The organism is Pseudomonas sp. AO-1 (assembly GCF_019775695.1).
GTDB classification, from domain to species: domain Bacteria; phylum Pseudomonadota; class Gammaproteobacteria; order Pseudomonadales; family Pseudomonadaceae; genus Aquipseudomonas; species Aquipseudomonas parakoreensis.
Genome location: NZ_CP079947.1, coordinates 4,665,642 through 4,681,555, shown reverse-complemented (window position 1 = coordinate 4,681,555; position 15,914 = coordinate 4,665,642). Strand labels below are relative to the sequence as shown.

The following is a 15,914-nucleotide window of genomic DNA, read 5'->3' as shown; positions in this document are numbered from 1 at the left end:
AGCTGCCGCAGGCTGCGATCTTTTGCTTTACAGCGGCACATACCGACTCAACAACGCCCGCAACGCCGCCGGTTTCACTGGTTTGGTCAGATAATCCAGCCCTGCCGCATGCACCTGCGCCACCGTCTCCGGGCGGCCATCGGCGCTGATCACCACCCCCGGCACCGGCTCGCCTAACGTGGTGCGCAGCCACGCCATCAGCTCGGTTCCGGTATCGCCGTGGTCGAGGTGATAGTCGACCAGTGCCAGTTGCGGTCGTACGCCATCGTTGAGCAACGCCGCGCATTCTTCGCGATTGCGCGCCGTCCACACCTGACAGCCCCAGCGGGTGAGCAGGCTGTTCATGCCAATCAGAATGCTGTCTTCGTTGTCGATGCACAGTACTTGCGCGCCGCTGAGCAACTTGCCGTTCAACTCCACCGCGGCGTTCTGCGGCAGCGCTTGCGTCCGGGCCAATGGCACGCTGACGCTGAACACGCTGCCGCGTCCCGGCCACGAACGTACGCGCAGGGTATGGCCAAGCACGCGACATAAACCGTCGGCAATCGCCAGGCCCAGGCCGAGGCCTTTTTCGGCGCGGGTCTGATGGCTGTCGAGGCGTTTGAATTCCTCGAAAATCACCTGTTGCTTGTCTTCCGGAATCCCCGGTCCGCGATCCCACACTTCCAGACACAGTTCACTGCCGCGACGGCGTACGCCCAGCAGCACCGGGCCCTTGGCGTAGCGGAACGCGTTGGTCAGGAAGTTCTGCAAGATCCGCCGCAGCAGCTTGATGTCGCTGTCGATGCGCAAATGACTGCCGCGCACCCGGAACGTCAGCCCTTGTTCCTGCGCCAGCGCCTTGAATTCGGCGCCGAGGGTGTCGAACAGCTCGTTGACCGCGAACGGCTTGCGATCGGGGTTGATCTTGCCGTTTTCCAGGCGGGAAATATCCAGCAGGTCGCTGATCAGGTCTTCTGCCGAACGCAGCGAACTGTCGAGGTGTTGCACCAGTTTCTGTGCCTCGCTGCTCAAGCCGTCGTCCTGGTGGGACAGGGCGGCAGAGAACAGGCGCGCGGCGTTCAGCGGCTGCATCAGGTCATGGCTGACGGCGGCGAGGAAACGGGTTTTCGACTGATTCGCGGCCTCGGCATGGCCCTTGGCTTCGGTCAGTGCAACGTTGAGCTGCGACAGCTCTTGGGTGCGCTCGCTGACCCGTTGCTCCAAACCTTCGTTGGCCTCGGTCAGCGCCTGCTCGGCTTCGCGGAACGCGGTGATGTCGGTGAAACTCATGACGAAGCCGCCGCCGGGCATCGGGTTGCCGATCAGCTCGATCACTCGGCCGTTGGGGAACAAGCGTTCGGACGTGTGCGCACGCCCCTGACGCATCCAGTGCAGCCGCCGGGCAACGTGGACTTCCGCCTCGCCGGGGCCGCACAAGCCGCGTTCGGCGTTGTAGCGAATGATGTCGGCAATCGGCCGGCCGACGCTGATCAAGCCGTCCGGGTAGTTGAACAGCTCCAGATAGCGCCGGTTCCACGCCACCAGTTTCAGCGACTGGTCGACCACGCTGATGCCCTGGGTGATGTTCTCGATCGCGCCTTGCAGCAGGGCGCGGTTGAACTGCAGCACTTCCGAGGCTTCGTCAGCGATCCGGACGACGTCCTCCAGCTGCATTTCCCGACCTTCAATCGCCGCTTTTACCACTGCCCGAGTCGAAGAAGCGCCGAGCACACCAGCCAACAAGCGTTCGGTGTGGGCGATCCATTCGCCGTCAGCATTCTGGTTCGGGTTGAAGCCCTTGCCCTGCCGGTAGGCGAAACGAATGAAGCTCTGCCGCGCACGTTCTTCACCGACAAAGCGTGCCGCCAGTTGCAGCAAATCATCGATCTGCACTGCGAGCATCGAACGCGCACTCGGCCGCGCGCTGATTTCCTGACCGATGAAGCGCCCGGCCTGCCAGTGCTCCGAAACCCGTGTACGCGACAGCACCGAGACCCAGGCGAACAACGTGAAGTTGCCCGCCAGTGACAGCACCACGCCTTGGGTCAGCGGGGTGATCGGCAGGTTCAGCGGGTTGCTGTGCAGCCACGAAAGGCCCGGGAACGTGCTCAGCGACCAGCCGAGACTGTGGGCGGCAATCGGCAGGATCAGCGTGTAGAACCAGAGGAACGTACCGGCGGCCAGACCGGCGAAAACCCCGCGACGGTTGGCCTGCTTCCAGTACAGCGCGCCGAGCATCGCCGGGGCCAGTTGGGTGACGGCGGCGAAGGCGATCTGGCCGATGGTTGCGAGGCTTGCGGTGGAGCCGAGCAAGCGGTAACTGACGTAGGCCAGCAACAGAATCAGCACGATGCTCACGCGGCGCACCGAGAGCATCCACTGGCGGAACACTTCGAACGGGCGCTCGGCGTTGTTACGGCGCAGCAACCACGGCAACAGCATGTCGTTGGAAACCATGGTCGACAGTGCCACGCTGGCCACAATCACCATGCCGGTGGCCGCCGACGCGCCGCCGATGAACGCCAGCAACGCCAAGGCCGGATGGGCCTGGGCCAGCGGCAGGCTGATCACGAACGAGTCGGGCAGTACGTGGCTCGGCAGCATCATCTGCCCGGCGAGGGCGATCGGCACCACGAACAGCGCGGCCAGCGCCAGATAAGCCGGGAACACCCATTTGGCCAGGCGCAGGTCTTGCGGGTCGATGTTCTCCACCACGGTGACATGAAACTGTCGTGGCAGGCAGATGATCGCCATCATCGCCACACCCGTTTGCACCACCATCGACGGCCAGTTGATGGTTTCTTTCCAGTATTGCTCCAGTCGTGGCGCGAGCATGGCCTGATTGAACAGGTCGTCGAAACCGTCATACAGGCCAAAGGTGACGAAGGCGCCGACAGCAAGAAAGGCGAACAGCTTGACCAGTGATTCAAAGGCAATCGCCAGCACCATGCCGCGGTGGTGCTCGGTGGCGTCGAGGTTGCGCGTGCCGAAGACGATAGTGAACAGCGCCAGCACCAGCGACACGATCAGCGCGGTGTCCTGGGCGCGGGTGCCCATGGCGTCGGCACCGGCGCCGATCAACAGGTTTACACCGAGGACGATGCCTTTGAGTTGCAGAGCGATATAAGGGAGAACGCCGACCAGACAGATCAGCGCGACCACCACTGCCAGCGATTGCGATTTGCCGTAGCGCGCGGCGATGAAGTCGGCAATCGAGGTGATGTTCTCCTGTTTGCTGATCATCACCATTTTCTGCAGGACCCACGGCGCCCCCAGCAACAACAGGATCGGCCCGAGGTAGATCGGCAGGAATGACCACAGCTGTTCAGCGGCTTGGCCGACGGCGCCGAAGAACGTCCAACTGGTGCAATAAACCGCCAGCGACAGGCTGTATACCCACGCGCGCATCCGCGGCGGCAACGGCGTGCTGCGACGGTCGCCATAGAAGGCGATGGCGAACATGATGGCCATATAGGCCAGGGCGACGGCGGCGATCAGCCCGGTGGACAGCGACATGCAACACTCCCGACAAAAGACTCCCCGGCAATCCTGCCCGGGCGGACAGTCTCGCATGAGTGCGGCGGTTAGTCAGTGTCGACCAAGGTCGTGGCGTGGCGGGGTGTCGCAGGTTTGAAACCGGGTGGCTTCTCGGGTGACCGGTCAGGCCCCATCGCTGGCAAGCCAGCTCCCACAAGGAACTCCAGTGGGCACATATTTTGTGAACATCACAGACCCTGTGGGAGCTGGCTTGCCAGCGAAAGCGTCAGTCCTGTTTCAGCGCGATATCGATCAACCGATGCAGCTCATCCACCTCCAGCGCCGCCGCCGAAAACAGAATCCGGAACACCACCGGGGCCACCACCAGATTGATCAGATGATCAACGCTCGGCGCCGGCTCGTCAGGGTGACGCTCGATGATGGTCTGCAACTGCGCGCCAATGATCGTCACGCAATACCCCGGCGTGGCGCTGGCCTGCACGTCGCGCATCATGTTGCGCCCAGGCTCCGAACTCATCTCGTCCAGATACTGCTCGGCCCAGGCGCGGATATCACCGCGCAGGTCACCGGTCACCGCCGGTTCACTGTCCGGGCGCATGCGGGCGAGGGCGACGTCGGCGAGCAATGCTGCCAGATCACCCCAGCGCCGATAGATCGTCGACGGCGTGACCCCGGCGCGCGCCGCAATTTGCGGGACGGTCACGGTGCTGCGCTCCTGTTCTTGCAGAAGTGCGCGGACTGCCGAATGAATCGACTCTTGCACCCGGGCACTGCGGCCACCGGGGCGTAAACCTTCTTTAATAGCCATGCGTCAGACCTTAACACAAAGAATTTGCTTTAAGCCAAGGCCGGGAGCACACTCCGCAAAAGCAAAAAATTAGCTTTTGCGGAGTGTGCCCATGACCAGCCTTGCTTCCAACCGTGGCAGCCTGATTTTTCTGGCGATCACCTTACTCAGTTTTCTCGCCGCTTCCACGGCGCCGACGCCGTTGTATCACCTGTATCAGGATCAACTGCACTTCTCGGCAGCGGTGCTGACCCTGATTTTCGGCGTGTATGCGCTGAGTCTGCTGGCGGCGCTGCTGACGGTCGGCTCGCTGTCCGATCACTTGGGACGCAAACCGGTGATTTTCACGGCAGTACTGCTCAATGCACTGGCGATGTTGCTGTTTATCGGCGCCGACAGTGTTGCCTGGCTGATCAGCGCCCGCGTATTGCAGGGTTTTGCCACCGGCATGGCCACCGCTGTTTTGAGCGCGACGCTGCTCGACACCGACCGCCAGCAAGGGCCGTTGATCAACAGCGTCGCACCGTTGCTCGGCATGGCGCTGGGCAGCATGGGCTGCGGCTTGCTGGCCGAGTTCGCCCCGGCGCCGTTGCAGCTGACTTACTGGCTGCTGCTGGCGCTGTTTGTGTTGCAGGCGGTGTATGTCTGGCGTCTGCCGGAAAGCGTCACTCCACAAGCCGGGGCCTGGGCTTCGTTGCGGCCAACCCTGCATGTGCCGGTTCAGGCGCGTTCGACCTTATGGCGTGTGCTACCGCTGAACACCGCAACCTGGGCCCTCGGCGGCTTTTTTGCCTCACTGGCACCGTCGCTGGTGCGCACTGCTACCGGTTCGACGTCGAACCTGATCGGCGGCGCTACCGTTTCGGCGTTGACCGTGACCGGGGCGCTGATGATCTTCACTTTGCGCAATCGTCCCGCCGGCAAAGCCCTGCAAATTGGCGCCAGTCTGCTGCCTATCGGCGTGCTGCTGATTTTGCTCGGCGTGCACAGCGCCAGTCTGGCGCTGTTTTTCCTCGGCACACTGGTTGCCGGTTGCGGCTTTGGCTCGGGTTTCCTCGGCGCGGTGCGCAGCCTGGTGCCGTTGGCCCTGCCGCATGAACGGGCCGGTTTGATGTCGGCGTACTACGCGCTGAGTTATCTGGCGTTCTGCCTGCCGGCCTTGTTGGCCGGGCATTTGACCCGAGCCTATGGGTTGCTGGCGACCACCGACGGCTATGGCGCCGGATTGATCGTCCTGGCCGTCGCCGCGCTGTTGCTCAGCCTGCGCCCGCAAGCAGTCAAGGCTTGCAGCACTCCATAAACGCGGTGGTTTCAGTTACCTTTGTCCGGCCTTCTTTTCACGGATCGACAGATGAAGATTATCCGCAGCAAGTCGTTCACCGCCGAGCGTGCCTGGGGCGCGCTGGACATCGCCAACATGAACGGCATCACCACGCGCCTGCACTGGACTGATCAGCCGTACAAATGGCACATCAACGACGGTGAGGAGGTGTTCGTGGTGCTCGACGGTCAAGTGCAGATGCACTATCGCGAACAGGGCGAAGAAAAGCAGGTGCTGCTGGAGATCGGCGACATCTTCTACGCCTCGGTCGGCACTGAGCACGTTGCGCACCCACAGGGGGTGGCGCGGATTCTGGTAATCGAAAGCGAAGGCAGTGTTTGACTGCTTATCTGCAAAGTAGATAACAGATAGAGAAATTACCCGTTATATAGATATTCGATTCGGTTCTACCATGGACTTAACCTCACCTGAGGACAGGAGTTCATGATGACTTGCCCCAACATAGCCAAACCCGGCATCAAGCCGTTAAGCCAGCTTCAGCATCCGCGTGAAGTGATCCGTCAATTCACCCCGAACTGGTTCGCCGCGACCATGGGCACCGGCGTGCTGGCCCTGGCGCTGGCGCAACTGCCGGTGGCGATCCCCGGGTTGCACGCGGTGGCCGAAGGTTTGTGGCTATTCAACATTCTGTTGTTCAGCCTGTTTACCTTCGCTTATGCCGCGCGCTGGATCTTATTTTTTGATGAAGCGCGGCGGGTCTTCGGCCACTCCACCGTATCGATGTTCTTCGGCACTATTCCCATGGGTTTGGCGACCATCATCAACGGCTTTTTATTGTTCGGTCTGCCACGCTGGGGCGAGGGCGTGATTCATCTTGCCGAAGTGCTGTGGTGGCTCGATGTGGCGATGTCGCTGGCCTGCGGTGTGTTGATTCCGTACATGATGTTTACCCGTCAGGAACACAGCATCGACCAGATGACTGCCGTCTGGCTGCTACCGGTGGTGGCTGCAGAAGTGGCGGCGGCCAGCGGCGGTTTGCTCGCGCCGCATCTGGCCGATGCTCACGCGCAACTGGTGGTGCTGATCACCAGCTACGTGCTCTGGGCATTTTCCCTGCCGGTGGCGTTCAGCATTCTGACCATCCTGTTGCTGCGCATGGCGCTGCATAAACTGCCTCACGAAAACATGGCCGCCTCGAGCTGGCTGGCCCTCGGCCCGATCGGCACTGGTGCGTTGGGCATGTTGCTGCTGGGCGCTGATGCACCAGCGATCTTCGCCGCCAACGGGCTGCCGGGTATCGGTGAAATCGCTGCAGGCGTAGGGCTGGTCGCCGGTATCACCCTGTGGGGCTTCGGCTTGTGGTGGATGTTGATGGCGCTGCTGATCACCGCGCGTTACCTGCGTGACGGCATCCCGTTCAACCTCGGCTGGTGGGGTTTTACCTTCCCGCTGGGCGTGTATTCGCTGGCGACCCTCAAGCTCGCCAGCACGCTGAGCCTGGGTTTTTTCAGCGTGGTCGGCTGCGTGCTGGTGAGTCTGCTGGCGGTGATGTGGCTGATCGTCGGTAAACGCACCGTGCAAGGCGCGTGGCGCGGTGAGCTGTTTGTCTCACCTTGTATTGCAGGGTTGAAGAAATAACCTGAAAAGTTTAGGTAAGGTGTGGCCTGGATCGCCGATCGAGATTCCAATAAGCAGATCCAGGCCATTCTCTACCGACCTCAGGGAAACACGGAAGATGAGTCACCCCTCACAGTTCAACCTGCTTCGCACTCGGCGCTTTCTGCCGTTTTTCATCACCCAGTCACTGGGCGCGTTCAACGACAACGTGTTCAAGCAGTCGCTGATCCTCGCCATTCTGTATCGGCTGACCATCGAAGGTGACCGTTCGATCTGGGTCAACCTGTGTGCGCTGCTGTTTATCCTGCCGTTCTTCCTGTTCTCGGCGCTGGCCGGGCAGTTCGGGGAAAAATTCGCCAAGGACGCGCTGATCCGTCTGATCAAGCTCGCGGAAATCGCGATCATGGCCGTAGGATCGGTCGGTTTCCTCTTCGATCACCTGTCGCTGATGCTGGTGGCGCTGTTCGCCATGGGCACGCATTCGGCGCTGTTCGGGCCGGTGAAGTATTCGATCCTGCCGCAGGCGTTGCGTGAGGATGAACTGGTTGGCGGCAACGGGCTGGTGGAGATGGGCACGTTTCTGGCGATTCTCGCCGGGACCATCGGCGCCGGGATCATCATGTCCTCGACCCATTACGCGCCACTGGTGTCGACCGCGATTGTCGGCATTGCCGTGATCGGTTATCTCGCCAGTCGCAGCATTCCGCGCGCGGCGGCGGCATCGCCGGAAATGCGCCTGAACTGGAACATCTTCAGCCAGTCCTGGGCCACCCTCAAACTCGGTCTGGGCCAGACGCCCGCAGTGTCGCGTTCGATTGTCGGCAACTCGTGGTTCTGGTTTGTCGGGGCGATTTACCTGACGCAGATCCCGGCCTACGCCAAGGAATGGATGCACGGCGACGAAACCGTGGTGACGCTGATTCTCACAGTGTTTTCGGTAGGCATTGCGCTGGGTTCGATGCTGTGCGAGAAGCTCTCCGGGCGCAAAGTCGAGATCGGTCTGGTGCCGTTCGGTTCGTTCGGCCTGACCGTGTTTGGCCTGCTGCTGTGGTGGCATTCCGGTGGAATCCCGGAAAGCGTCACTGGCCACAGCTGGACCGAAGTGCTGGGCTTTGCGCATACCTGGGCGGTGCTGGTCGACATTCTCGGCCTGGGTATTTTTGGCGGCTTCTATATTGTGCCGCTGTACGCCTTGATCCAGTCGCGCACCGCCGAGAACGAGCGGGCGCGGGTGATTGCCGCCAACAATATTCTCAACGCCCTGTTCATGGTGGTGTCGGCGATCGTTTCGATCGTGTTGCTGAGCGTGGTCAAACTGTCGATTCCGCAATTGTTCCTGGTGGTGTCGCTGCTGAACATCGGCGTCAACGCCTACATCTTCAAGATCGTCCCCGAGTTCAGCATGCGTTTCATGATCTGGCTGCTCAGCCATTCCATGTACCGCGTCGAGCACCGCAACCTCGAGGCGATCCCGGACGAGGGCGCGGCATTGCTGGTGTGCAACCACGTGTCGTTCGTCGATGCCTTGCTGATTGGCGGCGCGGTGCGTCGGCCGATTCGCTTTGTCATGTACTACAAGATCTACAACCTGCCGGTGCTGAACTTTATCTTCCGCACGGCGGGGACGATTCCGATTGCCGGACGCAACGAAGACATCCAGATCTACGAAAAGGCCTTCACCCGGATTGCCCAGTATCTGAAGGACGGTGAGCTGGTGTGCATCTTCCCGGAAGGCAAGTTGACCACTGATGGCGAGATCAATGAGTTCAAGGGCGGGCTGACGCGGATTCTCGAAGAAACGCCGGTGCCGGTGATTCCGCTGGCGTTGCAGGGGTTGTGGGGCAGTTTCTTCAGTCGCGATCCGAACAAGGGACTGTTCAAGCGGTTGTGGTCGCGGGTGACGTTGGTAGCCGGTTCGGCGGTGGCGGTGGAATCTGCGGAGCCGGCGAAGCTGCAGGGGTTGGTGGGGGCGTTGCGCGGGACTGTCAGATAGTTGTTATCTGAATTGGCCCCATCGCTGGCAAGCCAGCTCCCACAGGTTTTCTGGATTTACACAAGAATTGTGTTCACCGGAGATCCCTGTGGGAGCTGGCTTGCCAGCGATGGGGCCATTGGCTTAAGCGCTTACTTTAAGGCCAATCAACCCGGTAATGATCAACGCCACACTGGCCAGGCGAATCAACGCCATCGATTCACCAAACAGAATGATCCCGGCAATCACCGTGCCCACAGCGCCGACTCCGGTCCAGATCGCATAAGCCGTACCCAGCGGCAATTCCTTCATCGCCAGGCCCAGCAAGCCGAGGCTGATGGCCATGGCCGCAACCGTCAGGAGGGTGGGGAGCGGGCGGGTGAAGCCGTCGGTGTATTTCAGGCCGACGGCCCAGCCGACTTCGAACAGGCCGGCGAAAAACAGAATGATCCAGGACATGAGAGACCTCCATCGATTGACGGGGCCGTCCCCAGATTGATAACTCGATCGAGCCGCAGGGTCGTCCCCGCGTAGCGAAATAGTCTGCCGAGCATTAATCCGGGGATCAAGTTTCCCGGTCAGTCGGCTGGCTGCTGCGCTAGCGCCTCACGGTCTTCTTTCTCGCTCATGCGCCGGAAGTACGTCGAGAGCAACGCCCCGGAAATGTTGTGCCAGACGCTGAATAACGCGCTCGGCACCGCCGCCAGCGGCGAGAAGTGCGCACTCGCCAGCGCCGCGCCCAACCCCGAGTTCTGCATGCCGACCTCCAGCGCCAGCGACTTGCGCTGCGCCAGTGGCAGCTTGAACAGACGTCCGGTGAAGTAACCCAGCAGGTAGCCGAAGCTGTTGTGCAGCATCACCACGGCCATGATCAGCAGCCCGGATTCGGCAATCTTCGCCTGACTGGCGGCCACCACGGCGGTGACGATGATCACGATGCTGACCACAGACACCAGTGGCAACACGTCCACCGCGTGGCGCACCCTGTCGCCGAGCACGCGTTGCGCGACCACGCCGAGCACGATCGGCAGCAACACCACTTGCAGGATCGACCAGAACAACTCCATGAACGACACCGGCAACCATGCCGAAGCCAGCAGCCAGATCAATGCCGGGGTCAGCAGCGGAGCGAGCAGGGTGGTGACAGCGGCAATCGCCACCGACAGCGCCAGATCGCCGCGGGCCAGCCAGGTCATGACGTTGGAAGAGGTGCCGCTTGGGCAGCAGCCGACCAGAATCACCCCGACCGCGATTTCCGGCGGTAGGTGGAAGATCTGGCAGAGCAACCACGCCACGCCGGGCATGATCACGAAATGTGCGACCACGCCCAAAGCCACGCGCCACGGATGGCGGGCGACGGCAGCGAAGTCATCGAGTTTGAGGGTCAGGCCCATGCCGAACATCACCAGCCCCAGCAGCGGCACGATTGCGCCTTTGAGGCCGAGGAACCACGCCGGTTGCAGGAACGCGATCACGGCGAAAATCAGAACCCAGTAAGCGAAGGTATTGCCGACAAAGCGGCTCAGTGCAGCCAGTGCTCGCATGGCGTGTTCCTTATTATGTGAAAGCGTTAGGAAGCCAAGCATACGGTGCCAGCAAAAAGATCGCAGCCTTCGGCAGCTCATACAGGGAAACACATTCCAAATGTAGGAGCTGCCGAAGGCTGCGATCTTTGCTTTTTCAGGCGCCCTCAATAAAGGAGGGCGCCGGAGAGAGGTTTAGATCCCCTGCGGAGTCTCTTCCCCACCCAACGCTTCCACCAGTGCCGGCAGGAAGTCGCCGAAGGTCAGCATCATCAGGGTGAAGCTGGCGTCCAGTTGGCCCAGAGCCTCGTCGCCACCGTCCTGCTCCGCCTGATCCTGCAGCAGGTCTTCGAACTTCAGGCGTTTGACGGTCATCTTGTCATCGAGCATGAACGACAACTTGTCTTGCCAGGCCAGCGACAACTGAGTGACAACTTTGCCGGTGCTCAAGTGCAGCTGAATTTCTTCGCTGGTCAGATCCTGACGCTTGCAACGCACGATGCCGCCGTCTTCGTGTGTATCGCGCAGCTCGCATTCGTCCAGCACGAAGAAGTCCGGTGCTGCTTGCTGGGTGGTGACCCACTCGGTCATCACCGCGGTCGGCGCGGTTTTCACGGTCAGCGGACGCACGGGCAGGGTGCCGAGCACTTCACGCATTGTGGAGAGCAGGTCTTCGGCGCGTTTCGGGCTGGCCGAGTTCACCAGGATCAGGCCCTGTTTCGGTGCGATGGCAGCGAAGGTCGACGAGCGACGGATAAAGGCGCGCGGCAGGAACGCCTGGATGATTTCATCCTTGATCTGATCGCGTTCCTTCTTATAGACCTTGCGCATCTGCTCGGCTTCGATCTCTTCGACCTTTTCCTTGACCGCGTCGCGCACGACGCTGCCCGGCAGAATACGTTCTTCCTTACGCGCAGCGATCAGCAGGAAGTCGCCGCTGACGTGCACCAGTGGCGCATCTTCGCCTTTGCCGAATGGCGCGACGAAACCGTAGGTGGTCAACTCCTGGCTTGCACATGGACGCGCCAGTTTGGTGGCCAGTGCAGTTTCCAGCGCCTCGGCATCGACAGGCAGGTCTTGGGTCAGGCGATAGATCAGCAGGTTTTTGAACCACATGGGGTGAGTCTCTCCTTTATACAAAGGGGGGCATTATTGTCTTCGCCGTGGCATAGGCCAACCCTTCTCTAAGCCTTTGGAAGGCCTGAGAAAATTAATTAAAAAAGTGCTTGCCAGAGGTTGGGTCGCTCCGTAGAATGCGCGCCACACCGAAGCGAAGGGTGATTAGCTCAGCTGGGAGAGCGTCTGCCTTACAAGCAGAATGTCGGCGGTTCGATCCCGTCATCACCCACCATTCGTTTCAAGTGTTTAGCGCAGCGGTAGTTCAGTCGGTTAGAATACCGGCCTGTCACGCCGGGGGTCGCGGGTTCGAGTCCCGTCCGCTGCGCCATATTCGGTAACCTGGAGCACTGAACGCCAGGTCACCACGGAAAACCCGCTGAAGCGGGTTTTTTTCTGTCTCACGTTTGTACCTTGTTCCATCGGGTTTGTGTCGTTTCACCGGTTTTCGGATTTATTTGAAAAAAACTTCAATTAAATCAACACTTTACGAAAACTTGTGGCATAATGCGCCCCGTAACGAAGCGAAGGGTGATTAGCTCAGCTGGGAGAGCGTCTGCCTTACAAGCAGAATGTCGGCGGTTCGATCCCGTCATCACCCACCATTCGTTTCAAGCGTTTCGCGCAGCGGTAGTTCAGTCGGTTAGAATACCGGCCTGTCACGCCGGGGGTCGCGGGTTCGAGTCCCGTCCGCTGCGCCATATTCGGTCACCTGGACCCACTGAACGCCAGGTCACCACAGAAAGCCCGCCAAGTGCGGGCTTTTTGCTGTCTGCGATTTGTGAAATCACTCGATCTCCTCTGTAGGAGCTGCGGCACGCTGCGATCTTTTGATCTTGCTTTTAGAGATCAAAAGATCGCAGCCTCGTTTCACTCGACAGCTCCTACAGAGGAATTCTCACTATTCAGCATTGCGGCTATGCCGATAATCGCTCACCGCCTCATACACCGCTTTACGCAAGCGATTGATCCCGCCAATCGGCCGATGCGCCTCGATACCAAACCACGGATTGAACGACAGGTTGTCGCATGCCAGATTCAGCGCTGGCGTGTCGAAGTCCTGCGCCGGCAGGGTGATCCGTGCCACTGTTTCGAACGCTGAATCCTGCTCGCGCCACTCGATGCTGGTGTCCTCGATCGGCATGTACTTGTTCGCATCCTGGCGCTGAATCTGCAGCACGAAACACGCCGGTACCCGATCCGTCGACAATTGCTGATTCAAGGCGCTGCGCAGGAAATTCGGCAGGTCGTGATTTTGCGCGGGCAGGGTGTAGGTTGGGCAGTTGTCTGGATCCGGCGCAACCCGAAACTTGGCATTGGCCTCGCCAAATTTGTAAGGCGATACCGAAAAGTAGGTGGTCGCGGTCGGGCTGTCCGGCGGCGGTGACAGGGTCGCCAGGGCGATGAGCAGGTGGCGAATCTGCCAGTTGCGCGGATCCCAGCCAGGAAAGAACGCCATGATCTTTTTGCCGTCAGCCTGAGCCGCCACATTCTGACGGTACTCGGCGACATCGCTGACGAAGAAGTTCGGGTGGCTGAACATCACAAAGTCTTGTTCACGGCGCACCTGACGGTCGCCGAGCAGCTGCTTGCCGGGGACATCGAGCAGCTTGATCGCCATCCCCCGGGCGTCGCGGATGCTGTCGAACTGCGGGTAGGCGTTGCCATTGGACAAGCGAATCAACGCCTGCCAGGTTTTGCCTGGTTCGGTGAAAACACCTTGGCGCAGCGCTGGTGTCAGTTCCGGCAGCACCGTCACTTCAGCTTTCACGCAACCATGGGCTTTGGCATGCGCATCGCGCAGGTAGCGTGTGCCTTCGCGGTGCTGATCGACGATGCGTACGGCGGTCTGGATCACGTCCTGGGTCATGGCCGCTTCACCGGCGGGAACCTGTTCCTGCGCTGACACCGGGCCTCTGTGTTGCCAGGCGAACCACGCGCTGGCGATGGCCCAGCCCAGCAGGCCGACAATCAGCAATGCCAGCAGGGCTTTGCCTAGCAGACGCCCCAGCCACATCCAGACGCGGGCGAACATCGACGGTCTTTTATACGGGTCGATCCTCATGGCAATTGCGCCTCCAACGGGCCGCCCAGGACTTTCAGGTACTCCAGCAAGGCCCAGCGCTCCTCTGGTTGCAGCAGTCGGCCGATGACCCCACTGCCGCGCTCGCCGGCGCGGAATTCGTGACCGCTGTTGTGGTTGCCGGAGATTCGCGTGTCGAACAGGAAACCATTGGTAAAGGCTTCGGTGCGATACCCCAGATGGCGCGGGTCGTATTCGAACGTACCTTTATAAAACGTCGTGGCACGCTCATCCTGCGGCGACAGCAATTGATAAAGGCTCGGTACTGAACCGTTGTGCAGAAACGGCGCGGTGGCCCAGATACCGGCCAACGGCCTGGCCTTGTAGGCGACCTTTTCGCGCACGCCGATCGGCAGTCCGAAGCCGTCGAGTTGGGGTTTTTCCTGCGGGGTGACGCCGGCCTCGCGATAGGCGCGCTTCTCGACGAACGCGGTGACGTAGGCCAGGCCCTTGGCCACCGATAGCTGGCTCAGGTCCAGTGGTTCGGTGGGCGTCGGATGCAACTTCACATCCATTTGCTCAAGTTCTTTCGGGTCCCATTGCAGCGGCGTCAGGTCGAAGCGGTGAGTGGCAATGTTGGTCGCGGCATTCGGGTCGGTGCCGATCACCTCCACCGGCAACATGTGCAAGTGCTGCACCCAGCGCTCGCCCTCTTGAGTCTTGCGCGGCACGTGGCAACCGGCGCAGTTCTCGGCAAACAGCGTGCGGCCCTTGGCGGCCAACGGTTTGTCGATGGCACCCAGGACATCTTCCGGCCAGGCTGGTGGTTGCAGGCGTTGCAGGGTTTCCTCGATTGTGTGCAGATCGCGTACGCGGACACTCGAGGCATAACGCGCATCGCCTTGCAGCGGCTGGCCGTTGCTGTCGAAGAAATTCAGCGTAGCGCCGACGCCCAATGCCTCACCGATGTTGCGCGCCATCGGTTGCTGGGCCGAGCCGTTCCACTGCACCCAGTCGAAGGTCCACATGTCCCACAGTTGCGGGTAGTCGACCGGGGCGTTGGCCACGCGGTAGTTGGCGGGGGAAATCGCGTCGCCGAAGGTGGCGTTGGCAATGCGGCCGAACGCATCGGTGCGTCCAGGGCCTTCCTCGGTCGGGTAGAGGCCGCGATGGGTATCGTTCCAGGCGACTTTCAGGAAGGTGTTCAGCGATTGCTTGAAGTCTTTGCGCAGTTGCTCGCGGCGCGGCTCGTAGCCATCGCCCAGAACATTTCTGGCGAAGCGTTCGAATTTCCACGGGTTGTAGTAAGTCGAGGCCAGACTGGCGACCAATGCCTGTCCGAAACTGCCACCGCGCAACGTAGGAACGCTGGAAGGCAAAACATGCTGCGCCGACCCGCCGTCGATCCGCACGGCCTGGCCGTTGAAGCGCAGTTCGCCGGTGTGGCAGGCGGCGCAGGTGATATCGAGGTATTGCTCGGTACCGCCGGGGTTCTGATGGCGGGCAAAGCCAACCGGCAGATTGCCAGGGTTGTTCGGCGTGGCTTTCTGCTGCGGATCAACCAGAAAACCGAAGCGTGCGAGGTATTCCGGGGACGCGAAACGCTGCTGCGAGAAGGGCAGTTCCAGCGCCTGGAACCATTCATAGCGCAGGCCTTTGACCTGCGTCCCTTGCGGGGTGAAATAGTAAGTCTGGCGCTCCTCCTCGCTCCACTGTTGCAGGTAACGTACCTGTTGGGCCGGGGTATAGAAGGGCAGTTTCGGGTTGGCGACGTAGTACAGAATCACGGCCAGGACCAGGCCCAGCAGTACCACGATCAGAGTCAGCACACGGAATAAGAGGCGCAAGATAAACATCCTTGTCGAGTTGTTGCGCTGTTATGCCTCAGCTGCTGCAGGTGCGGCAAGTGGCCATTACGCCAACTGTCGTAGGAAGTCTCGTCAGCCCTTGTCAGGCCAAGATGACAGAAGCTTCATCGTCGCTTTGCTCGAATGCGTTTTAATCCCTGAACTTATCGGACGTTTCCTGCTCTCATGCCGGTAGCCATTGGTCGTGGCGGCCTGATAAGCTCGCGGCTTTACTCGATTGCCCTTTCGGCGCATGAACAAGGAAAT

The 15,914-nt window shown here is 60.7% G+C and carries 11 protein-coding genes and 4 tRNA genes; 8 read left to right on the top strand and 7 right to left on the bottom strand.

The window, feature by feature from the left end; all coding sequences use genetic code 11:
* Positions 1-27 precede the first annotated feature (27 nt).
* Both KVQ82_RS21205 and KVQ82_RS21200 read right to left on the bottom strand, forming a co-directional pair.
* Positions 28-3,498, bottom strand: coding sequence for a PAS domain-containing hybrid sensor histidine kinase/response regulator (locus KVQ82_RS21205; RefSeq protein WP_222015657.1), 3,471 nt, complete (start codon positions 3,496-3,498; stop codon positions 28-30).
* A gap of 247 nt (positions 3,499-3,745) precedes the next feature.
* A complete protein-coding gene (locus KVQ82_RS21200) occupies positions 3,746-4,288 on the bottom strand; it encodes a TetR/AcrR family transcriptional regulator (RefSeq protein ID WP_222015655.1) in 543 nt (180 codons plus the stop codon).
* A gap of 91 nt (positions 4,289-4,379) precedes the next feature.
* Between KVQ82_RS21200 and KVQ82_RS21195 the strand changes: the two genes are divergently transcribed.
* The 4 genes from KVQ82_RS21195 (at position 4,380) to KVQ82_RS21180 (ending at position 9,159) form a co-directional block, all read left to right on the top strand.
* Entirely contained in the window at positions 4,380-5,567 is a 1,188-nt protein-coding gene (locus tag KVQ82_RS21195; RefSeq protein WP_222015644.1) for an MFS transporter, read from the top strand.
* 51 nt (positions 5,568-5,618) lie between these two features.
* The gene (locus KVQ82_RS21190) at positions 5,619-5,930 is read left to right on the top strand and encodes a cupin (protein WP_222015642.1); all 312 of its coding nucleotides are present in this window, start codon (positions 5,619-5,621) and stop codon (positions 5,928-5,930) included.
* A 105-nt stretch (positions 5,931-6,035) separates the two neighbouring features.
* Entirely contained in the window at positions 6,036-7,187 is a 1,152-nt protein-coding gene (locus KVQ82_RS21185) for a TDT family transporter (RefSeq protein ID WP_222015640.1), read from the top strand.
* Between the two features lie 97 nt (positions 7,188-7,284).
* On the top strand, positions 7,285-9,159 hold the full coding sequence (locus tag KVQ82_RS21180) for an MFS transporter (protein ID WP_222015638.1): 1,875 nt from the start codon (positions 7,285-7,287) through the stop codon (positions 9,157-9,159).
* Between the two features lie 123 nt (positions 9,160-9,282).
* On the opposite strand, the gene sugE is transcribed toward KVQ82_RS21180, so the two are convergent.
* The 3 genes from sugE to rdgC all read right to left on the bottom strand — a co-directional run bounded on the left by sugE (position 9,283) and on the right by rdgC (position 11,777).
* Positions 9,283-9,597 (bottom strand): quaternary ammonium compound efflux SMR transporter SugE, encoded by a 315-nt coding sequence (gene sugE, locus KVQ82_RS21175; RefSeq protein ID WP_198759050.1) that lies wholly within the window; start codon positions 9,595-9,597, stop codon positions 9,283-9,285.
* 119 nt (positions 9,598-9,716) lie between these two features.
* Positions 9,717-10,682 carry a bile acid:sodium symporter family protein gene (locus tag KVQ82_RS21170; protein ID WP_198759049.1) on the bottom strand — a complete coding sequence of 322 codons (966 nt, stop codon included), beginning with the start codon at positions 10,680-10,682 and terminating at the stop codon, positions 9,717-9,719.
* Positions 10,683-10,856: 174 nt separating this feature from the next.
* Positions 10,857-11,777: a recombination-associated protein RdgC gene (rdgC, locus tag KVQ82_RS21165; RefSeq protein ID WP_003223096.1), complete on the bottom strand. Its 921-nt coding sequence runs from the start codon at positions 11,775-11,777 to the stop codon at positions 10,857-10,859.
* 159 nt (positions 11,778-11,936) lie between these two features.
* Here rdgC and KVQ82_RS21160 point away from each other — a divergent pair.
* The 4 genes from KVQ82_RS21160 to KVQ82_RS21145 all read left to right on the top strand — a co-directional run bounded on the left by KVQ82_RS21160 (position 11,937) and on the right by KVQ82_RS21145 (position 12,478).
* Positions 11,937-12,012: transfer RNA gene (locus KVQ82_RS21160), tRNA-Val, on the top strand.
* 19 nt (positions 12,013-12,031) lie between these two features.
* A tRNA-Asp gene (locus tag KVQ82_RS21155) sits at positions 12,032-12,108 on the top strand.
* 198 nt (positions 12,109-12,306) lie between these two features.
* Positions 12,307-12,382: transfer RNA gene (locus KVQ82_RS21150), tRNA-Val, on the top strand.
* A 19-nt stretch (positions 12,383-12,401) separates the two neighbouring features.
* A tRNA-Asp gene (locus tag KVQ82_RS21145) sits at positions 12,402-12,478 on the top strand.
* A gap of 200 nt (positions 12,479-12,678) precedes the next feature.
* On the opposite strand, the gene KVQ82_RS21140 is transcribed toward KVQ82_RS21145, so the two are convergent.
* On the bottom strand, positions 12,679-13,812 hold the full coding sequence (locus KVQ82_RS21140) for a catalase family protein (protein ID WP_222019430.1): 1,134 nt from the start codon (positions 13,810-13,812) through the stop codon (positions 12,679-12,681).
* Positions 13,813-13,838: 26 nt separating this feature from the next.
* Positions 13,839-15,647: a di-heme-cytochrome C peroxidase gene (locus tag KVQ82_RS21135; RefSeq protein ID WP_222015637.1), complete on the bottom strand. Its 1,809-nt coding sequence runs from the start codon at positions 15,645-15,647 to the stop codon at positions 13,839-13,841.
* Between the last annotated feature and the right edge of the window lie 267 nt (positions 15,648-15,914).